The organism is Pseudarthrobacter chlorophenolicus A6 (assembly GCF_000022025.1).
Lineage (GTDB): Bacteria > Actinomycetota > Actinomycetes > Actinomycetales > Micrococcaceae > Arthrobacter > Arthrobacter chlorophenolicus.
Map to the genome: position 1 here is coordinate 1,881,231 of NC_011886.1, position 19,014 is coordinate 1,900,244.

The 19,014-nt window shown below is 66.8% G+C and carries 16 protein-coding genes; 15 read left to right on the forward strand and 1 reads right to left on the reverse strand.

Annotation, left to right across the window (positions count from 1 at the left end):
• Nucleotides 1-45 precede the first annotated feature (45 nt).
• From ribH to hisF, 4 genes are all read left to right on the forward strand, one after another.
• Nucleotides 46-531 carry a 6,7-dimethyl-8-ribityllumazine synthase gene (ribH, locus tag ACHL_RS08460; RefSeq protein WP_015936880.1) on the forward strand — a complete coding sequence of 162 codons (486 nt, stop codon included), beginning with the start codon at nucleotides 46-48 and terminating at the stop codon, nucleotides 529-531.
• Between the two features lie 121 nt (nucleotides 532-652).
• A complete protein-coding gene (locus tag ACHL_RS08465; protein ID WP_015936881.1) occupies nucleotides 653-916 on the forward strand; it encodes a phosphoribosyl-ATP diphosphatase in 264 nt (87 codons plus the stop codon).
• Between the two features lie 88 nt (nucleotides 917-1,004).
• Nucleotides 1,005-1,859, forward strand: a complete 855-nt coding sequence (hisG, locus tag ACHL_RS08470) for an ATP phosphoribosyltransferase (RefSeq protein ID WP_015936882.1) — start codon at nucleotides 1,005-1,007, stop codon at nucleotides 1,857-1,859.
• Nucleotides 1,860-1,904: 45 nt separating this feature from the next.
• Nucleotides 1,905-2,681: an imidazole glycerol phosphate synthase subunit HisF gene (gene hisF / locus ACHL_RS08475; protein WP_015936883.1), complete on the forward strand. Its 777-nt coding sequence runs from the start codon at nucleotides 1,905-1,907 to the stop codon at nucleotides 2,679-2,681.
• A 72-nt stretch (nucleotides 2,682-2,753) separates the two neighbouring features.
• On the opposite strand, the gene ACHL_RS08480 is transcribed toward hisF, so the two are convergent.
• Nucleotides 2,754-3,398, reverse strand: coding sequence for a TIGR03085 family metal-binding protein (locus ACHL_RS08480; RefSeq protein WP_043794572.1), 645 nt, complete (start codon nucleotides 3,396-3,398; stop codon nucleotides 2,754-2,756).
• 111 nt (nucleotides 3,399-3,509) lie between these two features.
• Between ACHL_RS08480 and hisI the strand changes: the two genes are divergently transcribed.
• From hisI to pyk, 11 genes are all read left to right on the forward strand, one after another.
• Nucleotides 3,510-4,040, forward strand: coding sequence for a phosphoribosyl-AMP cyclohydrolase (gene hisI / locus ACHL_RS08490; RefSeq protein WP_015936885.1), 531 nt, complete (start codon nucleotides 3,510-3,512; stop codon nucleotides 4,038-4,040).
• Between the two features lie 106 nt (nucleotides 4,041-4,146).
• Nucleotides 4,147-5,706, forward strand: coding sequence for an anthranilate synthase component I (locus tag ACHL_RS08495; protein ID WP_015936886.1), 1,560 nt, complete (start codon nucleotides 4,147-4,149; stop codon nucleotides 5,704-5,706).
• Nucleotides 5,706-6,332: a Trp biosynthesis-associated membrane protein gene (locus ACHL_RS08500; protein ID WP_015936887.1), complete on the forward strand. Its 627-nt coding sequence runs from the start codon at nucleotides 5,706-5,708 to the stop codon at nucleotides 6,330-6,332. Before ACHL_RS08495 ends, ACHL_RS08500 begins: the two co-directional genes overlap by 1 nt.
• A 107-nt stretch (nucleotides 6,333-6,439) precedes the next feature.
• The gene (locus ACHL_RS08505; protein ID WP_015936888.1) at nucleotides 6,440-6,727 is read left to right on the forward strand and encodes an HGxxPAAW family protein; all 288 of its coding nucleotides are present in this window, start codon (nucleotides 6,440-6,442) and stop codon (nucleotides 6,725-6,727) included.
• Nucleotides 6,727-7,548: an indole-3-glycerol phosphate synthase TrpC gene (trpC, locus tag ACHL_RS08510; protein ID WP_015936889.1), complete on the forward strand. Its 822-nt coding sequence runs from the start codon at nucleotides 6,727-6,729 to the stop codon at nucleotides 7,546-7,548. Before ACHL_RS08505 ends, trpC begins: the two co-directional genes overlap by 1 nt.
• Nucleotides 7,549-7,671: 123 nt before the next feature.
• A complete protein-coding gene (gene trpB, locus ACHL_RS08515; protein WP_015936890.1) occupies nucleotides 7,672-9,000 on the forward strand; it encodes a tryptophan synthase subunit beta in 1,329 nt (442 codons plus the stop codon).
• Nucleotides 8,997-9,842, forward strand: a complete 846-nt coding sequence (gene trpA / locus ACHL_RS08520; protein WP_015936891.1) for a tryptophan synthase subunit alpha — start codon at nucleotides 8,997-8,999, stop codon at nucleotides 9,840-9,842. The genes trpB and trpA overlap by 4 nt, the downstream gene beginning before the upstream one ends.
• Before the next feature lie 4 nt (nucleotides 9,843-9,846).
• Nucleotides 9,847-11,037 carry a prolipoprotein diacylglyceryl transferase gene (gene lgt / locus ACHL_RS08525; RefSeq protein WP_015936892.1) on the forward strand — a complete coding sequence of 397 codons (1,191 nt, stop codon included), beginning with the start codon at nucleotides 9,847-9,849 and terminating at the stop codon, nucleotides 11,035-11,037.
• 263 nt (nucleotides 11,038-11,300) lie between these two features.
• Nucleotides 11,301-15,914, forward strand: coding sequence for a glutamate synthase large subunit (gene gltB, locus ACHL_RS08530; RefSeq protein WP_015936893.1), 4,614 nt, complete (start codon nucleotides 11,301-11,303; stop codon nucleotides 15,912-15,914).
• Nucleotides 15,907-17,364 carry a glutamate synthase subunit beta gene (locus tag ACHL_RS08535; protein WP_015936894.1) on the forward strand — a complete coding sequence of 486 codons (1,458 nt, stop codon included), beginning with the start codon at nucleotides 15,907-15,909 and terminating at the stop codon, nucleotides 17,362-17,364. The genes gltB and ACHL_RS08535 overlap by 8 nt, the downstream gene beginning before the upstream one ends.
• Nucleotides 17,365-17,442: 78 nt before the next feature.
• Nucleotides 17,443-18,933 (forward strand): pyruvate kinase, encoded by a 1,491-nt coding sequence (pyk, locus tag ACHL_RS08540; RefSeq protein ID WP_015936895.1) that lies wholly within the window; start codon nucleotides 17,443-17,445, stop codon nucleotides 18,931-18,933.
• Nucleotides 18,934-19,014 lie beyond the last annotated feature (81 nt).

Genomic DNA, 19,014 nt, shown 5'->3' on the forward strand with positions numbered 1-19,014 from the left:
TGACCACACCACTGAACCACCAGACTGAACGGACACCTCGCACCCATGAGCGGACACGGCGCCCCAGATATCGACCTCACCACCCTCAACCCGGCCGAAACGTCGCAGCTCCGGCTGGCGATCGTCGCGGCAAGCTGGCACACCCAGATCATGGACGGCCTCCTCGACGGCGCCCTGCGCGCAGCCAAGGACGCGGGCATCAACGAACCCACGGTCATCCGCGTACCGGGCAGCTTTGAGCTGCCGGTAGCCGCCGCACGCCTGGCCCCGCACTTTGACGCCGTGGTGGCGCTCGGCGTCGTTATCCGTGGCGGTACCCCCCACTTCGAGTACGTCTGCCAGGCCGCGACGTCGGGACTCACCGACGTCAGCGTCCGCACCGGGGTGCCGGTGGGCTTCGGCGTGCTCACCTGCGACACGGAACAGCAGGGCCTGGACCGCGCCGGACTGCCCGGCTCCAAGGAAGACAAGGGGCACGAGGCCGTCACGGCGGCGCTGGCCACCGCGGTGGTCCTGAAGCAGTACTCGTAGCCGCCTGAAACCGGCAGGCGTCGGCGTCCAGGGCGGGCGCGGTGTGTATTCGCTCACATCGCGTCCGTCATGGAACGGCCCGGGAAGCGCCCGCCGCGCCGCAGCAAGTAGGCTGGAGGGCGTGAAGAATTTCGAGACGCTGTTCGCTGAGCTCAGCGAGAAGGCAGCCACCCGCCCGGAAGGCTCCCGCACCGTCGCTGAATTGGACTCCGGTGTGCACGGCATCGGTAAGAAAGTCGTTGAGGAAGCAGCCGAAGTCTGGATGGCTGCCGAATATGAATCCGATGAAGCCGCGGCAGAGGAAATTTCCCAGCTGCTGTACCACCTGCAGGTTCTGATGCTCGCCAAAGGCCTGACCCTGGAAGACGTCTACAAGCATCTGTAGCCACCGGCCCGGCGCGCCTCCTGCCGCCGGTCCAGCTGTGGCCTGCACTGCCTGAACCCCCAGACATTCCATCCAGAAAGAACACCCCATGCTGCGAGTTGCCGTCCCCAACAAGGGATCCCTGTCCGAAGCCGCCTCCGCGATGCTGTCCGAAGCGGGCTACCGCCAGCGCCGTGACAGCCGTGAGCTGGTGATGGTGGACCCGGATAACGACATCGAGTTCTTCTTCCTCCGCCCGCGCGACATCGCCGTGTACGTGGGCCGGGGAACCCTCGACGTTGGCATCACCGGCCGTGATCTCCTGCTGGACGCCGAGGTGGAAGCCGAGGAACTGCTGCCCCTGGGGTTCGCAGCCTCCACCTTCCGGTTCGCCGGACCCGTGGGCGACTTTGCCTCCGCCGAGGAACTCGAAGGCAAGCGCCTGGCCACCAGCTATGACGGCCTGCTCCGCGGCTACCTCGCCGAACGCGGCATCAACGCCAAGGTGGTCCGCCTTGACGGCGCGGTGGAGTCCTCCGTCCGCCTGGGTGTCGCCGATGCCATCGCTGACGTCGTGGAGACGGGCAACACCCTCAAGGCCGCGGGCATGGAAATCTTCGGCGATCCCATTCTCAAGTCCGAGGCCGTCCTGATCCGCCGTGCCGGCGGGACAACCAACGGAACCGCCAAGGAAGTGGACGTCCTCATCCGCCGCCTCCAGGGTGTCCTGGTGGCCCGCCAGTACGTCCTCATGGACTACGACATCCGCAAGGAACTGGTGGAAAAGGCGGCCGCACTGACCCCCGGACTCGAATCGCCCACCGTGTCACCGCTGCGTGACTCCGACTGGGTGGCCGTCCGGTCCATGGTGCCCAAAAAGGAAACCAACCGGATCATGGACGAACTGTACGATCTCGGTGCCCGCGCCATCCTGGTCAGCAGCATCCACGCCTGCCGTATTTAGCGCCGGAAACCCCACACAGCACCGCAGATTTCTCCAGGAGTACCCATGGCAGTAGCAGTCCGCGTCATTCCCTGCCTTGATGTCGACGCAGGTCGCGTCGTCAAGGGAGTCAACTTCGAGGGCCTCCGCGACGCCGGCGACCCCGTCGAGCTGGCCCACCGTTACGACAATGCAGGGGCCGACGAACTGACGTTCCTTGACGTCACGGCGTCCTCGGGAAACCGCGAGACCACCTTTGACGTGGTCCGCCGCACCGCTGAGGAAGTCTTCATCCCGCTGTGCGTCGGAGGTGGCGTCCGGGGCGTGGCCGAGGTGGACAAGCTCCTGCGGTTCGGCGCAGACAAGGCTGCCATCAACACCGCGGCCGTCGCCCGCCCGGACGTCATCGACGAGATCACCCGGCACTTCGGTTCCCAGGTGCTCGTCCTGTCCGTGGACGCACGCCGCACCCGCCCCGGATCCAAGCCCACGCCGTCGGGATTCGAAGTAACCACCCACGGTGGGCGCACCGGCACCGGAATCGACGCGATCGAGTGGGCCAAAGAGGCAGCCGACCGCGGGGTGGGCGAAATCCTGCTCAACTCCATCGATGCGGACGGAACCAAGGACGGTTTTGACCTGGAAATGATCCGCATGGTCCGCGCGGCCGTCAAGGTGCCCCTGATTGCCTCGGGCGGCGCCGGGGAACCTGCCCACTTCCCGCCCGCAGTGGCGGCGGGAGCTGACGCCGTGCTGGCCGCCTCGATCTTCCACTGGGGCCCCAACGACATGATGCACCAGGTCAAGGACGCCATCAGGAACGCCGGCTTCGAAGTCCGCTAACCCTCCCGTTGCGCTATCACTTTTGGTCCCCAAAACGCGGTTTTGGGGACCAAAAGTGATGGCGCAAGTGGGTTAAAGGCCGACTTCTGCCGACTGGAGAAGCGCGACGGCGTCCGGCTGGCCTTCGAAGGTGACCAGGGCGTGGCGGGTACGGCCGTGGGCGTGCATCAGCAGTTCGCCCGGCTCGCCCACGATCGCAACCGATACCGGAGCGCGCTTGGCAACGTGGCGCGGCCCGGACGGCCGGACCAGCACAATGCCCAGGTCCACGCCGCGGTACAGGATGGCTGCGCGCTTGACGAGTTCATCCCACAGGGCGTCGGAGTAAGCCTCGTCGAGGGCGCGGGGTGCCCAGCGGTCGACGGCGCGGCGGACGTCCTCGGTGTGCACGAAGTACTCGATCAGGTTGGCACTCTCGTCCAGGGCCCTGATGCTCATCGGGGACAGTGCCGGGGGCCCGGCGCGGAAGGTATTGACCAGGCCGGCATAGTCCTCGGTGTTGGTCAGCTTCGCAGCCAGCTTTGCGGTGGCCTGGTCTGAGGCCTTGGCCAACCGCTTGATGATCAGGCCAAGCCCCACGGCTGCCTTCCGCTCGCGCAGGTAAAGGTGCGCAGCGAGGTCCCTGGTGCGCCACCCCTTGCAGAGCGTGGGCGCGTCAGGGCCGGCCGCAAGCAGGGTTTCGGCCAGGACTTCTCGGGACGGTTCGACGAAATGCATCACTTGGAAAACTAGCATGAGAGGCCCGAAGTTGGGCAGCGCGGCCCCTGCTGCTGGCGTGCCGTTGTTCACATCGGGTCCGGCTCTGGCCAAGGCACTAGACTTGACCTGATGTCTGAGCAGCCTGCCCCCGTACAAACCACCGCCCAAACCACCGGTGCCGCCGTGCCCGGCGCTGTCTTGCCCGGCGCTGTCTTGCCCGGCGCTGCCTTGCCCGGCGCTGCCTTGCCCGGCGCTGTCTTGCCCGGCGCTGCCGGGGGTGCTCCGGAAACCTCTGCGCCGGCCAGCCCCCTCCCGGCGGCGCTTGCCGCGGCGCTGAAGCGTGACTGCGCAGGCCTGGTGGCCGCCGTCGTGCAGCAGTACGACACCAACGAGGTGCTCATGCTCGGCTGGATGGATGACGAGGCGCTGAACCGGACCATGACCACCGGCCGGGTTACCTTCTACTCGCGGTCCCGGCAGGAGTACTGGCGCAAGGGCGACACGTCCGGCCACGTCCAGTGGGTTAAGTCCGTAGCCATGGATTGCGACGGCGATGCCCTGCTGGTGCGGGTGGACCAGGTGGGTGCCGCCTGCCACACCGGAACCAGGACCTGCTTCGACGGCAGGGACCTGGACGTGGTGACCGCGGCCGCCGACTGAGCCCCGCGCCGCAGGCCCACCCGGCAGAAGGGGAGTACGGCTCCCCACAGAACTTCAGGCGCCCGGCGCAGCCGGCCCTTCTATGAACAGGCGGAAAAGCATAGCCATGCAGGACCTTGGAACCATCAGCCCCAGCCTTGAGGAATTCCGGGAGCTGGCCGGCCACAGCCGGGTCATTCCGGTACGACTGAAGGTACTCGCGGACGCCGAAACCCCCATCGGCCTGTACCGCAAGCTGGCGCAGGGCCAACCCGGCACGTTCCTTATGGAGTCCGCTGCCGTGGGCGGTACATGGTCCCGCTACTCCTTCATCGGTGCGAAATCCCGTGCCACCCTCACCACCAAGGACGGCCAGGCGCACTGGCTGGGCGAACCGCCGGCGGGCGTCCCCGTGGACGGCAGCCCTGTGGACGCCATCCGTGACACCATCGATGCCCTACGCACTGACCGGTTCGAGGGCCTGCCCCCGTTCACATCAGGACTGGTGGGCTTCCTCGGCTGGGAAACCGTGCGGCACTGGGAACGGCTGGTGAGCCCTCCCGAGGACGACCTCCACCTGCCGGAGATGGCGCTCAACCTGGTCACCGACATGGCCGTCCACGACAACGTGGACGGTACCGTGCTGCTGATCGCCAACGCCATCAACTTCGACAACAGCACCGAACGGGTGGACGAGGCCTGGCACGACGCCGTTGCACGGGTTAAGGCGCTCCTGGCCAAGGTCAGCACCCCCGTGGTGCAGCCGGTCTCCGTGCTTGCCCCCGCCGCACTGGACTTTGCCTCCAGTGTCCAGGAACGCTGGGACGAAAATGACTACCTGGCAGCCCTTGACCGCGGCAAGGAAGCGATCGTCGACGGCGAAGTGTTCCAGGTGGTCATCTCGCGCCGGTTCGAAATGGAGTGCAAGGCCTCCGCGCTGGATGTGTACCGCGTGCTGCGTAACACCAACCCCAGCCCGTACATGTATATCTTCAGCCTCGAAGACGCCGACGGCCGGGAGTACTCCATCGTGGGGTCCTCACCCGAAGCCCTGGTGACGGTCACCGGCGAAGAGGTCATCACGCACCCCATCGCCGGGTCCCGGCCCCGAGGTAAGACGGTCGAGGCTGACAAGGCCCTGGCGGACGAACTGCTCGCGGACCAGAAGGAACGCGCCGAGCACCTCATGCTGGTGGACCTCTCGCGCAACGACCTCTCCAAGGTTTGCGTTGCCGGAACCGTTGATGTCACCCAGTTCATGGAAGTGGAGCGCTTCAGCCACATCATGCACCTGGTATCCACCGTGGTGGGACAGCTGTCCCCGGCTGCAAAGGCCTACGACGTACTGAAGGCCACATTCCCTGCGGGTACGCTCTCCGGCGCTCCCAAACCACGGGCACTGCGCCTGCTCGACGAACTGGAACCCCACCGCCGCGGCATCTACGGCGGCGTGGTGGGCTACCTGGACTTCGCCGGCGACATGGACATGGCCATCGCCATCCGCTCCGCCCTGGTCAGGGAAGGCCGGGCCTATGTCCAGGCCGGCGGCGGCATCGTGGCAGACTCCGTGAACCCCACCGAAGCACTCGAAACCGTCAACAAAGCGGCCGCTCCGCTGCGGGCAGTGCACACCGCAGGCTCGCTTCATGACATCACGGCCGAGTCCCTGCCCGGCGGCGAGTCTTGATGCCTGACCCAAGCCCCGCACCCCAGGCAGTTAAAACACGGACGGCGGCTCCCGCATGGGCGCGGAAGTCCACTGTGGTGCTGCTCATCGCAGTCCTGGCCCTGGCCGTCTTCGGCACCACCACCCAGACCTGGATGACAGTCACCCTCGACCCCAGCCAGGCCGGCGCCGGCCAGGAACCGCTGCAGGTCCAGGGCAGCAAGGCTGCCACCGCGGTCACGGCCCTCGCCCTGGTGGCCCTGGCAGGCGGGCTCGCTGCAGCCATCGCCGGCAGGATCGCCCGCTGGATCATTGCTGCCATCATCGTCCTGGCCTCGGCCGGTATCGTCGCTGCGGCGGGCACCGTCCTGGCAGACCCGCTGGCGGCCTCGCAGGGATCCATCGGTGCGGCCACGGGCGTCACCGGCACCCAGGCCCAGGTGGCGGTCACCGCCTTCCCGGTGCTCGCCGTCGTGGCCGGGTGCCTTCTTGCCCTGGGCGGGCTGCTGATCCTTCCGGCGTCCCGCCACTGGGCCACACGGACCAAATATGATGCCCGCGCGGTGGCCGGAACTGCTGCGGCCAGCGGCCCCGTGGATGAGATCGACAGCTGGGACCGGCTCTCGCGCGGCGACGACCCCACCTGATCCGGCAGATGGCCGCCGGCCCGGGTCCGCGGGGCCGCGGGCCGGTTCCGGATCACCGGCCAAAAAATGGCAGAATGTAAGCAGTATCCACCCTGAGGAGATTTTCCATGAGCAAAGCACCTGCGTCCGTTTCCAAGTCCGGCACCCGCCAGGTAGCCCCGGGCGCCATTGACCACAGCCAGGAACTGGGCCACGGCAACAGCCCCGCCGCATGGACCTGCGTCATCGTCATGCTGGTCGGTGCACTCATCATGTCCATCGCCTTCGTCATCGCCAACACCCCCATCTTCATCGCGGGTGGCGTGGTCATGGTGGTTGGCCTGCTCCTCGGTTACGTCATGCGCAAGGCAGGTTACGGCGTCGAGGGCAGCAAGCTCAAGAACTCCGGCCACTGATGGCAACTGTTCTCGACGACATCAACGCCGGTGTCCGGGAGGATATGGAGGCCAGGAAACGGCTCGTTTCCCTGGCTGAACTGAAGGACCTCGCGCTGGCTGCCCCGCCCGCCCGTGACGCCTGGGCGGCACTGGGCGGTCCGGCGACGTCGCGCGACCAGCTCAAGGTCATTGCCGAAATCAAGCGGCGGAGCCCCTCCAAGGGGGACCTGGCCAGCATCGGCGACCCCGCCTCCCTCGCACGGCAGTACGCCGACGGCGGTGCCGCCGTCATCAGTGTCCTCACCGAACAGCGCCGCTTCAACGGCTCCCTTGCCGACCTCGACGCTGTCCGCGCCGCCGTCGACATCCCGCTGCTGCGCAAGGACTTCACCCTGGATGAGTACCAGATCTGGGAAGCCCGGGCGCATGGTGCGGACCTGATCCTGCTGATTGTCGCCGCGCTGTCCGACGCCCAACTGGCCGACTTCAGCGCGCTCAGCCACGAGCTCGGCATGAACGTCCTCGTGGAAACGCACACGGAAGAGGAAATCGACCGCGCCGCCGCGGCTAACGCCCGCATCATCGGCGTCAACGTGCGCAACCTGAAGACGCTCGACGTCGACCGGTCCGTGTTCGCCTCCCTTGCGGGCCGTATTCCGGCCGGCACAGTGGTGGTAGCCGAGTCCGGGGTCCGCGGCGTGGACGACGTCACGCACTACGCCGCCAGCGGCGCCGACGCCATCCTGGTGGGCGAGGCCCTGGTCAGCCATTCCACGCCGCTGGAGCGCATTGCGGAATTTACCGCCGCAGGTGCAGCTGCCATCGCGGCCCGGGGCTGACCGCCACGCGCCTCCCCGCAGCCCGCGGGGCTGCAGCAGCCGGTCCGCGGAGACGGTACAACAGTCCGGGCGGCCCAGCCCGGACCCATACTTTGATCGAACTACTGGAACAGGACGGGACTGATGGCCGACGCACCTTCAGGAAACGCTGACAACAAAGCCGCAGACGCATTCCTGCAGGACGGCTCCCTCCGGCACGCCCCGGGGCCGTACTTCGGGTCCTTCGGCGGACGCTGGATGCCTGAATCGCTCATCGCTGCCCTGGACGAGCTCGAGGAAACCTTCGACAAGGCCAGGAACGATCCGGATTTCCGGGCCCAGATCGCGGACCTGAACAAGAACTACTCCGGCCGGCCCTCACTGCTCACCGAAGCGAAGCGTTTCTCGGAGCACGCCGGGGGAGTCCGCGTCTTCCTCAAGCGCGAGGACCTGAACCACACTGGTTCGCACAAGATCAACAACGTCCTGGGGCAGGCCTTGCTGGCCAAGCGGATGGGCAAGACCCGCATCATCGCCGAGACCGGAGCCGGGCAGCACGGCGTTGCCAGCGCCACTGCAGCTGCGCTCCTGGGCCTTGAGTGCGTCGTGTACATGGGTGCCGAGGACTGCCGCCGGCAGGCGCTCAACGTGGCCCGCATGGAGCTGCTCGGCGCCACGGTCATCCCCGTGACCAGCGGCTCGCAGACCCTGAAAGACGCCATCAACGAGGCCCTCCGCGACTGGGTGGCCAACGTGGCGAACACCCACTACCTGCTGGGTACCGCCGCAGGCGCCCACCCGTTCCCCGCCATGGTCCGCTACTTCCACGAAGTCATCGGTGAGGAAGCCCGCGCCCAGATCCTTGAGCAGACCGGACGCCTTCCGGACGCCGTCTGCGCCTGCATCGGCGGCGGGTCCAACGCCATCGGCATCTTCCATGGCTTCCTCGACGACCCGTCCGTCAGGATCTACGGCTTCGAAGCCGGCGGTGACGGCGTGGAAACCGGACGGCACGCCGCCACCATCACGCTCGGCAAGCCGGGCGTGCTGCACGGTGCCCGTTCCTACCTCATGCAAGACGACGACGGCCAGACCATCGAGTCCCACTCCATCTCCGCCGGACTGGACTACCCCGGCGTCGGGCCGGAACACTCCTACCTGTCCGACATTGGCCGGGTCAGCTACGAGCCCATCACCGACAGTGAGGCGATGGACGCGTTCCGCGTCCTGTGCCGCACTGAGGGCATCATCCCCGCCATCGAGTCCGCGCACGCCCTGGCCGGCGGCATCAAGGTGGGCCAGCGGCTCGCCGCCGAAGCGGCCGAAAGCGGCGAAACCGCCGCCGACAAGATCGTCATCATCAACCTCTCCGGACGCGGTGACAAGGACGTGGCCACCGCCGCCGAATGGTTCGACCTGTTGGACAAGGATTCCGCCGAATCGGAAATCGGCAAAGAAGGGGAACAGCTGTGAGCAGCGCACAGGCGGCCGACAAGGCGCAGACCACCAGCAAGTCCGCGGCAGCCATCGACAAGGCCCGCGCCGAAGGCCGCGCCGCACTGATCGGCTACCTCCCCGCGGGGTACCCCACGGTGGAGCAGACCATTGCCGCCGGCATCGCACTGGCCGAGAACGGCGCCGACCTGATCGAGATCGGCATCCCGTACTCAGACCCCGTGATGGACGGCCAGGTCATCCAGGCCGCCACCACCGAGGCCCTGGCCAACGGCTTCCACGTCCGGCAGGTCTTCGACGTGGTGGAAGGCATCACCAGCAAGACTGATGCCGCCGTCCTGGTCATGACCTACTGGAACCCCGTGGTCCGGATGGGCGTGGACGAATTCTCCCGTCGGCTCGCCGAGGCCGGGGGAGCAGGGCTCATTACCCCGGACCTGATCCCGGATGAGGCCGCCGAATGGTTTGAAGCGTCCGACAAGTACGGCCTGGATCGGGTGTTCCTGGTGGCCCCGTCCTCCACCTCCGAGCGCATGCAGCGCACCGTCGACGCCAGCCGCGGCTTTGTCTATGCCGTATCCATCATGGGCGTCACCGGCGCACGCACCTCCGTGAGTTCTGCCGCCAAGGACGTGGTGTCCGCCGCCCACGCGGCAGGCGCCGAGCGTGTCTGTGTTGGCCTGGGTGTTTCGACCGCCGGGCAGGTGCGCGAGATCGCTGCGTACGCCGAAGGCGTCATCGTGGGCACCGCGCTGGTGGCAGCCGTCCGCGACGGCGGTGTTGACGCCGTCGCCGCCCTCACTAAGGACCTGAGCACGGGCCTGGCGCGGGAAACCGGCAACGCCGGGGAAGAAGCCTAAGGGGATGCAGACCCTCCTCGCCGCCGCCGAGCTGGCGCCCACCCTGGTTCCCGCCAGCATCCCCAGCCCCGGCTGGTCCGGATTCGATATTCCCCTGCCGTGGGGTTCCCTCCGCATCCATGCCTACGCCCTGTGCATCCTGGCCGGCATCATTGCCGGCCTCTGGCTCACGTCCGTCCGCTGGGCGAAGCGCGGAGCCCCGGAGGGCAGCGTCTGGGACATCGTCATCTGGGCCATCCCGTTCGGCATCATCGGCGGCCGGCTGTACCACGTGTTTTCATCCCCTGACGCTTACTTCGGCCCTGGTTTCGACGGCACCGGCGACCTGTCGCTGATTCCGCAGATCCAGCGCGGCGGACTGGGCATCTGGGGTGCCGTGGTGCTTGGCGTCATCGGCGCGTGGATCGGCTGCCGGCGCAGCGGCGTCAAGCTCTCCGCCTTCCTGGACGCCGCAGCCCCGGGACTGCTGCTGGCCCAGGCGCTGGGCCGGTGGGGCAACTGGTTCAACCAGGAACTCTTCGGCGGTCCCACCACGCTGCCCTGGGGACTGCAGATCGATGCGGACAACCCGAACTTCCCCGCGGGCGTCCCCGCGGACACCCTGTTCCACCCCACGTTCCTGTACGAATCGCTGTGGAACATTGCCGGCGTCGTGATCCTGCTGGTGCTGGACCGCCGCTTCAACTTCCGCCGCAGCCGGCTCTTCTGGCTCTACGCCATGTACTACACACTGGGGCGTGTGTGGATTGAGGCCATGCGCATTGACGACGCCGAGCAGGTTTCGCTGTTCGGCATCACCACGCGGCTGAACGTCTGGACCAGCATCCTGGTCTTCGTCGTGGCGCTGGCGGCCTTCATCCTGCTGGGCCTGAAGAAGCGCACGGAGCCGGACACGGTGTACCTTCCGGGCCGGAAGCCAGCGGACCGGGCGGTGGAAAAACCCGCGGACGCGGACGCGACGGGAGACGCCACGCGAACGGATGAACAGGTCCGTGATGCGGACCCTGTTGTCTCAGATAGTGAATCGCGTGATAATCTCCCTGATAACCAAAGCGGTTCCAGGCCTGCTTCCGTCCCCGCGGAAAAGGTCCAGGCAGCACCGGCCGGCAGCAAGCCGGACACGGACGCAGCGGCTACCGGACATTCCGGCAGCACAGCCACCGGAACGGCACCGGAAGCCGGCAGCAGCAAGTAGGGCGCCGGCCAAGGCAGGGCAGCAGAGCCACCGCTCGAAGAGCCCGAAACCACAATGTCGTGGCATGGGGCCGAACTTGGACAACATAGAGCTGCTGTCCGGTGCGGCCTTGGGCAGGGGCCTGCGTAACCGTTAGTTCAGCAGGCCGGGCTGACCTACAATTTCCAGTTAATAACACTTTGTTGTGCCCATCACAGCGGCGCCGACGAGTGGGGCCAACGTTGTCCCTTCCATACGCACGATCAGGAGGAAGGACGTCTCCCATGACCCAAATTCTTCACACTCCCAGCTGGTCCGAACCGGATCAGCCCGAGGCCGCCATGTCGCCGTTCAAGCGCTTCGCGTCCCTGCCGGAGGCCGCCGGGCTGTACAACCCGGAGCAGGAGAAGGACGCCTGCGGTCTTGCGATTATCGCCACCCTCCGCGGCGAGCCCGGGTATGACATCGTCGACGCCGCGCTCACGGCGCTGCGCAACCTCGAGCACCGCGGCGCCGTAGGCGCCGACGAGGGCACCGGTGACGGCGCGGGCCTGCTGATGCAGATTCCGGACGAGTTCTTCCGGGCCGTCACCGAATTCGAGCTGCCGGCACCCGGCCAGTACGTGGCCGGCACCGCTTTCCTTCCGGCTGAACAGCGCGAGGCCGACGCCGCCAAGGCCGGCATTGAGGGCCTGGCCGCCGACGAGGGCCTCACCGTCCTCGGCTGGCGCGAAGTGCCGGTGGTCGCCGACCTCGTCGGTGCCATGGCCCGCGCCTGCATGCCCTACTTCTCCCAGCCGTTCTTCGCCTCCGCCACCGGCGAGACCCTGGAGCGCAACGAACTCGATTCCCGGGCCTGGCGGATCCGCAAGCGTGCCCAGAACAAGTTCGGCGTCTACTTCCCGTCGCTGTCCTCCCGGACCATCGTCTACAAGGGCATGCTCACCACGGCCCAGCTCGAGCCGTTCTACCCGGACCTCTCGGACAAGCGCTTCAAGACCAAGCTGGCAATCGTCCACTCGCGGTTCTCCACGAACACGTTCCCGTCCTGGCCGCTCGCGCAGCCGTTCCGGACCATCGCCCACAACGGTGAGATCAACACCGTCAAGGGCAACCGCAACTGGATGCGCGCCCGGCAGTCGCAGCTGGCCAACCCGCTGCTCGGCGACTCGCCCGAAGAGCTGTACCCCATCTGCACCCCCGGCGCCTCCGACTCCGCGTCCTTCGACGAGGTAGCCGAGCTGCTGTGGCTTTCGGGCCGCCCCATCACGCACTCGATCATGATGATGATCCCCGAGGCCTGGGAAAACCACGCCACCATGGATCCGGCCCGCCGCGCATTCTACGAGTACCACTCCCTGCTGATGGAACCGTGGGACGGCCCCGCTGCAGTGTCGTTCACTGACGGCAACCTGGTGGGCGCCACCCTGGACCGCAACGGCCTGCGCCCCGGCCGTTTCTGGATCACCGAAGACGGCCTGATCGTCTTCGCCTCCGAGGTGGGCGTGATCGACGTCGAGCCTTCCCGCGTGGTCAAGAAGGGCCGTGTGTCCCCGGGCAAGATGTTCCTGGTGGACACCGACGCCGGCCGGATCATCGACGACGAAGAGGTCAAGGCCGAGGTGGCCGCCGCCAACCCGTGGGCTGAGTGGGTCAAGGACAACCTGATCGACCTCAACGAACTGCCCGAGCGTGAGCACGTGGTGCACACGGCTGCGTCCGTGAACATCCGCCAGCGCACCTTCGGTTACACCACCGAGGAACTTAAGATCCTGCTGGGCCCGATGGCCCGCACCGGTGCCGAGCCGCTCGGCGCCATGGGTTCCGACACCCCGGTGGCCGTGCTGTCCAAGCGCCCGCGCCTGCTGTTCGACTACTTCGTCCAGTCGTTCGCGCAGGTCACCAACCCGCCGCTGGACGCCATCCGCGAAGAATTGGTCACGTCGCTGACCTGCGCGATAGGCCCCAACGGCAACCTGCTGGACACCAAGCAGGTCCGCCAGCCCCAGGTGCAGCTGCCGTTCCCGGTGATCAACAACGACCAGCTCGCCAAGATCGCCAACATCGAAAGCCCCGACGGCGACCGCCTGTCCATGAAGGTTCGCGGCCTCTACCGCCCCGAAGGCGGCGAGAACGCCCTCCGCGCCCGCCTCACCGAAATCTGCGAGCAGGTTTCCGGTGCGATCAACCGCGGCGTGCAGTACATCGTGCTGTCCGACCGCGACTCGAACGCCCAGTGGGCGCCCATCCCGTCGCTGCTGCTGGTCAGCGCCGTGCACCACCACCTGCTGCGCAGCGCCAACCGCACCAAGACCGCCCTGGTGGTCGAGGCCGGCGACGTCCGCGAGACGCACCACGTTGCAGTCCTGATCGGCTACGGCGCCTCCGCCGTGAACCCGTACCTGGCCATGGAATCCGTGGAGCAGCTCATCGCCGCGGGCGACGTCACCGGCGTGACCCCGCAGGACGGCGTCTACAACCTGATCAAGGGCCTCGGCAAGGGCGTCCTCAAGATCATGTCCAAGATGGGCATCTCCACCGTGGCCTCCTACACCGGTGCGCAGACATTCGAAGCGCTTGGCCTGGGCCAGGACCTGGTGGACGAATTCTTCGCCGGAACCCACTCCCAGCTCGGCGGTGTGGGCCTCGACGTCATCGCCGCCGAAGTTTCCGCCCGGCACCAGATGGCCTACCCCGAGGGCGGCATCGAGCAGCCGCACCGCCCGCTGCTGGGCGGTGGCGAATACCAGTGGCGCCGCGACGGTGAACCGCACCTGTTCAACCCGGAGACTGTCTTCCGGCTGCAGCACGCCACCCGCGAACGCCGCTACGACATCTTCAAGGCCTACACCAAGGGCGTGGACGACCAGTCCACCAACCTGATGACCCTGCGTGGCCTGCTTAAGTTCAAGAACGAGCGCCCCGCAGTTCCGCTCGAGGAAGTGGAGCCCGTCTCCAGCATCGTCAAGAGGTTCTCCACCGGAGCCATGAGCTACGGCTCCATCTCCCAGGAGGCCCACGAGACGCTGGCCATCGCCATGAACCAACTGGGCGGCAAGTCAAACACCGGTGAAGGTGGCGAGGACGTGGACCGCCTGCTCGACCCGAAGCGCCGTTCCGCCGTCAAGCAGATCGCCTCCGGCCGCTTCGGCGTGACCAGCCTCTACCTGACCAATGCAGACGACATCCAGATCAAGATGGCCCAGGGCGCCAAGCCCGGCGAAGGCGGCCAGCTAATGGCGCAGAAGGTCTACCCCTGGGTGGCCCGGACCCGTCACTCCACTCCCGGCGTGGGACTCATCTCGCCGCCCCCGCACCACGACATCTACTCGATCGAGGACCTGGCGCAGCTCATCTACGATGCCAAGCGCGCCAACCCCTCGGCCCGCGTGCACGTGAAGCTTGTCTCGGAAGTCGGGATCGGCACCGTGGCGTCCGGCGTGACCAAGGCGAAGGCCGACGTCGTACTCGTCTCCGGACACGACGGCGGCACCGGCGCCTCGCCGCTGAACTCGCTGAAGCACGCCGGTGTTCCCTGGGAGCTCGGCCTCGCCGAAACCCAGCAGACCCTGATGCTCAACGGGCTGCGCGACCGCGTGGTGGTCCAGGTCGACGGCCAGCTCAAGACCGGCCGCGACGTTGTCATCGCCGCGCTGCTTGGTGGCGAGGAGTTTGGTTTCGCCACCGCTCCGCTGGTAGTGGAGGGCTGCATCATGATGCGCGTCTGCCACTTGGACACCTGCCCGGTGGGCGTTGCCACCCAGAACCCCGAACTGCGGGCCCGCTTCAGCGGCAAGCCCGAGTTCGTGGTCAACTTCTTCGAGTTCCTGGCCGAGGAAGTCCGCGAGATCCTGGCCGAGCTCGGTTTCCGCAGCCTCGAGGAGGCCATCGGCCACGCCGAGGTCCTGGACACCCGCGAGGCTGTTGACCACTGGAAGGCCGACGGGCTGGACCTGGACCCGATCCTGCACGGCCTGGAGTTCGACGACGACGCGCCGCTGCGCAACATGACGGGCCAGAACCACGAGCTGGACAAGCACTTCGACCAGCGCCTGATCACCATGGCAACCGAAGCGCTCACGGACCGCAGCCCGGTGAAGATCACCGTGGACGTCATCAACACCGACCGTTCGGTGGGCACGATGCTGGGCCACACCGTCACCAAGGCATTCGGCACCGACGTGCTCGCCACGGACACGATCGACATCACGCTGAACGGCACCGCCGGACAGTCACTGGGCGCGTTCCTGCCCGCAGGCATCACCCTGCGGCTGTTCGGTGATTCCAACGACTACGTGGGCAAGGGCCTCTCCGGCGGCCGGATCATCGTCCGCCCGGACCGCACCAACGTGTTCAAGGCGGAGACCAACGTCATCGCCGGCAACGTCATCGGCTACGGTGCCACCAGCGGTGAACTGTTCCTGCGCGGCCAGGTGGGCGAACGCTTCCTGGTCCGCAACTCCGGTGCCACCGCCGTCGTCGAAGGCATTGGCGATCACGGCTGCGAGTACATGACCGGCGGCCAGACGCTGATCCTGGGCCGCACCGGGCGTAACTTCGGTGCCGGCATGTCCGGCGGAACCGCCTACGTGCTGGACCTGCGGACCACCCGCGTCAACAAGCAGGCCCTCGAATCCGGTGAGCTGCAGCTGCGCGAACTGGATGCCGAAGACCGCGACATCGTCCACGGGCTGCTGGTGAAGCACATCGAGGAAACCGACTCGCAGCTGGCCGCGCGCCTGCTGGAGAACTTCGATGACACCGTTGCCCGCATTACCAAGGTGCTGCCGCGCGACTACGCGGCCGTGCTGCAAACCCGTCTTGACGCCATCGAAGAGGGCCTTGACCCCGACGGCGAAGAAGTTTGGTCTCGAATCCTGGAGGTGACCGGTGGCTGACCCACGCGGATTTCTGAAAGTACGCCAGCGTGAAACCCAGCCGCGCCGTCCCGTTCCCGTCCGCATCATGGACTGGAAAGAGGTCTACGAGGCCCAGGAGAAGGGCACCCTGAAGGCCCAGGCGGGCCGCTGCATGGACTGCGGCGTTCCGTTCTGCCACCAGGGCTGCCCGCTGGGCAACCTCATTCCTGAATGGAATGACCTCACCTGGCGGGACAAGGGCGAGGAAGCAATCGAGCGCCTGCACGCAACGAACAACTTCCCGGAATGGACCGGCCGGCTCTGCCCTGCCCCCTGCGAGGCGTCCTGCGTGCTGGGCATCAACCAGCCCGCGGTGACCATTAAGCAGGTTGAGGTCTCCATCATCGATGAGGCCTTCGACAACGGCTGGGTCAACCCGCTGCCGCCGCACCGGCTCACCGGCAAGACCGTGGCCGTCGTTGGCTCCGGCCCTGCCGGGCTGGCCGCTGCCCAGCAGCTCACCCGCGTGGGCCACACCGTGGCTGTCTACGAACGGAACGACAAGATTGGCGGACTGCTGCGGTACGGCATCCCCGACTTCAAGATGGAAAAAGAGCAGGTGGACCGCCGGCTTGAGCAGATGAAGGCCGAAGGCACCCGCTTCCGCACTGGCGTGGCTGTTGGTACCGACGTCACCTGGGAGCAGCTGCGCCGCCGGTACGATGCCGTAGTCATCGCCACCGGCGCCACCGTTCCGCGCGACCTGCCCATCCCGGGCCGCGACCTGGACGGCGTGCACTTCGCCATGGATTACCTGGTTCCGGCCAACCGCGTGGTGGCGGGGGAGTCCATCGAGGACCAGATCCATGCGCAGGGAAAGCATGTTGTGATCCTGGGCGGCGGCGACACCGGAGCGGACTGCCTCGGCACGGCGCACCGGCACGGCGCTGCATCTGTGACCACGCTGGCCATTGGCAAGCAGCCGCCGGCCGAGCGGGCCGGCCACCAGCCGTGGCCCACGTTCCCCACCCTGTTCGAAGTTGCCAGCGCCCACGAAGAAGGCGGCGAGCGTACGTACCTCGCTTCGACCGTTTCCTTTGTGGGGGAGGACGGCAAGCTGACCGGCGTCAAGGTTGCCGAAACCGAATTTGTTGACGGCAAACGCCTGCCCAAGGCCGGCACCGAGCGGATTATCCCCGCCGACCTGGTGTTCCTGTCGCTGGGCTTCACCGGCGCCGAGCCTGCCAACATCACCGAACAGGTGAAGGCCGAATTCGACGGCCGCGGCAACGTGTCCCGCGACGGTTACTACATGACCAACACCGAGGGCGTCTTCGTTGCCGGCGACGCCGGACGTGGCCAGTCACTGATCGTCTGGGCGATCGCGGAAGGCCGCGCAGCCGCTGCGGCAGTGGACAAGTACCTGATGGGCAGCACCATCCTGCCGGCGCCGGTGGCGCCGACGGACCGCGCCATCGCTGTCCTCTAGCCGCCGTCCTCCAGCGGTGCATGGAGGGTTCACCTCCTCGACAACTTAACCAATGCAAGTGACCAATAGGGTAGGTATATGAGACGCGCAAAAATTGTGGCGACATTCGGTCCGGCCATCGCCAGTTACGAGAACACCCTCGCGGTGCTGGAAGCCGGCGTTGACGTTGCCCGCATGAACATGAGCCACGGCGACTACACCGTGCACGACAACACCTACGAGAACGTCCGCAAGGCCGCCGCGGACCTGGGGAAGCCGGTTGCCATCATGGCCGACCTGCAGGGTCCCAAGATCCGCCTGGGCCGCTTTGTTGACGGCCCGCACGCCCTGGCCGTCGGTGACATCTTCACCATCACCACCGAAGACGTTCCCGGCACGCAGGAAATCTGCTCCACGACCCTGAAGACCCTGACCGAAGACGTCAGAGTGGGCGACGCCCTCCTGATCGACGACGGCAAGGTGGCGCTGCGTGCCGTTAAGGTGGACGACGTGAAGGTCGTTGCCGAGGTGACCGTGGGCGGCATGGTGTCTAACAACAAGGGCATCAACCTTCCGGGTGTGGCCGTAAACGTTCCCGCACTGAGCGAAAAGGACGAGGACGACCTCCGCTGGGCACTGCGCCGCGGCGTGGACCTGGTGGCGCTCTCCTTCGTCCGGGACGCCTCTGACATCACCCGCGTCCACGAGATCATGGACGAGGAAGGCCGCCGCGCACCGGTCATTGCCAAGATTGAAAAGCCGCAGGCCGTGGACCAGTTGCCGGAAATCGTCGACGCGTTCGATGCCATCATGGTGGCCCGTGGCGACCTTGGTGTGGAACTTCCACTGGAGGAAGTTCCGATCGTGCAGAAGCGTGCCATCGAATTGGCCCGCCGCTGGGCCAAACCGGTCATCGTGGCCACGCAGGTGCTCGAGTCCATGATCGACAACCCGCGGCCCACCCGCGCCGAGGCATCCGACTGCGCCAACGCTGTGCTCGATGGCGCCGACGCCGTCATGCTGTCCGGTGAGACCAGCGTGGGCAAGTACCCGATTGAAACGGTCAAGACCATGGCGCGGATCATCGAGTCCACCGAGGTCCACGGCCTGGAGCGCGTTCCCCCGCTGGGGACCAAGCCCAAGACCCGTGGCGGCGCCATCACCCGTGCCGCCGTCGAGATCGCCGACCAGTTGGATGCCAAGTACATCTGTGCGTTCACACAGTCCGGTGACTCGGCCCGCCGCCTGTCCCGCCTGCGTCCCATCAAGCCGGTCTTTGCGTTCACTCCGGTGGAGCAGGTCTGGAACCAGCTGGCCCTGACCTGGGGTATCCAGCCGGTGCTGGTGCAGATGGTGGACCACACCGATGCGATGACCGCGCAGGTGGACCGCAGCCTCTCGGACATGGGACTCGTCGAGGACGGTGACCTGGTGGTTATCGCCGCCGGTTCGCCTCCCGGAAAGGCAGGTTCGACGAACTCCCTGAAGGTGCACAAGGTGGGCGACCTCGCCGACTCCACACGTGCGGGAGAAGTCACCAGCAACAAGGAGAAGCTCGGCCCCTGGCCGGAAAAGAAGAAGAAGGCCTAGCCCTTCTGGACGGAAAAGGACCCCTGCCGGTTGGCAGGGGTCCTTTTCGCTTTGGTGCGGCCCGTCGTCGTAATCGCTCCG

Bases quoted from the DNA above. Each gene is read 5' to 3' on its own strand.
- gltB (WP_015936893.1), top strand. From the start codon at position 11,301: ATGACCCAAATTCTTCACACTCCCAGCTGGTCCGAACCGGATCAGCCC.
- trpC (WP_015936889.1), top strand. From the start codon at position 6,727: ATGGCAACTGTTCTCGACGACATCAACGCCGGTGTCCGGGAGGATATG.
- hisF (WP_015936883.1), top strand. From the start codon at position 1,905: ATGGCAGTAGCAGTCCGCGTCATTCCCTGCCTTGATGTCGACGCAGGT.
- trpB (WP_015936890.1), top strand. From the start codon at position 7,672: ATGGCCGACGCACCTTCAGGAAACGCTGACAACAAAGCCGCAGACGCA.
- ACHL_RS08500 (WP_015936887.1), top strand. From the start codon at position 5,706: ATGCCTGACCCAAGCCCCGCACCCCAGGCAGTTAAAACACGGACGGCG.
- ACHL_RS08480 (WP_043794572.1), bottom strand. From the start codon at position 3,398: ATGCATTTCGTCGAACCGTCCCGAGAAGTCCTGGCCGAAACCCTGCTT.
- hisG (WP_015936882.1), top strand. From the start codon at position 1,005: ATGCTGCGAGTTGCCGTCCCCAACAAGGGATCCCTGTCCGAAGCCGCC.
- hisI (WP_015936885.1), top strand. From the start codon at position 3,510: ATGTCTGAGCAGCCTGCCCCCGTACAAACCACCGCCCAAACCACCGGT.
- ACHL_RS08505 (WP_015936888.1), top strand. From the start codon at position 6,440: ATGAGCAAAGCACCTGCGTCCGTTTCCAAGTCCGGCACCCGCCAGGTA.
- ribH (WP_015936880.1), top strand. From the start codon at position 46: ATGAGCGGACACGGCGCCCCAGATATCGACCTCACCACCCTCAACCCG.
- pyk (WP_015936895.1), top strand. From the start codon at position 17,443: ATGAGACGCGCAAAAATTGTGGCGACATTCGGTCCGGCCATCGCCAGT.
- lgt (WP_015936892.1), top strand. From the start codon at position 9,847: ATGCAGACCCTCCTCGCCGCCGCCGAGCTGGCGCCCACCCTGGTTCCC.
- ACHL_RS08495 (WP_015936886.1), top strand. From the start codon at position 4,147: ATGCAGGACCTTGGAACCATCAGCCCCAGCCTTGAGGAATTCCGGGAG.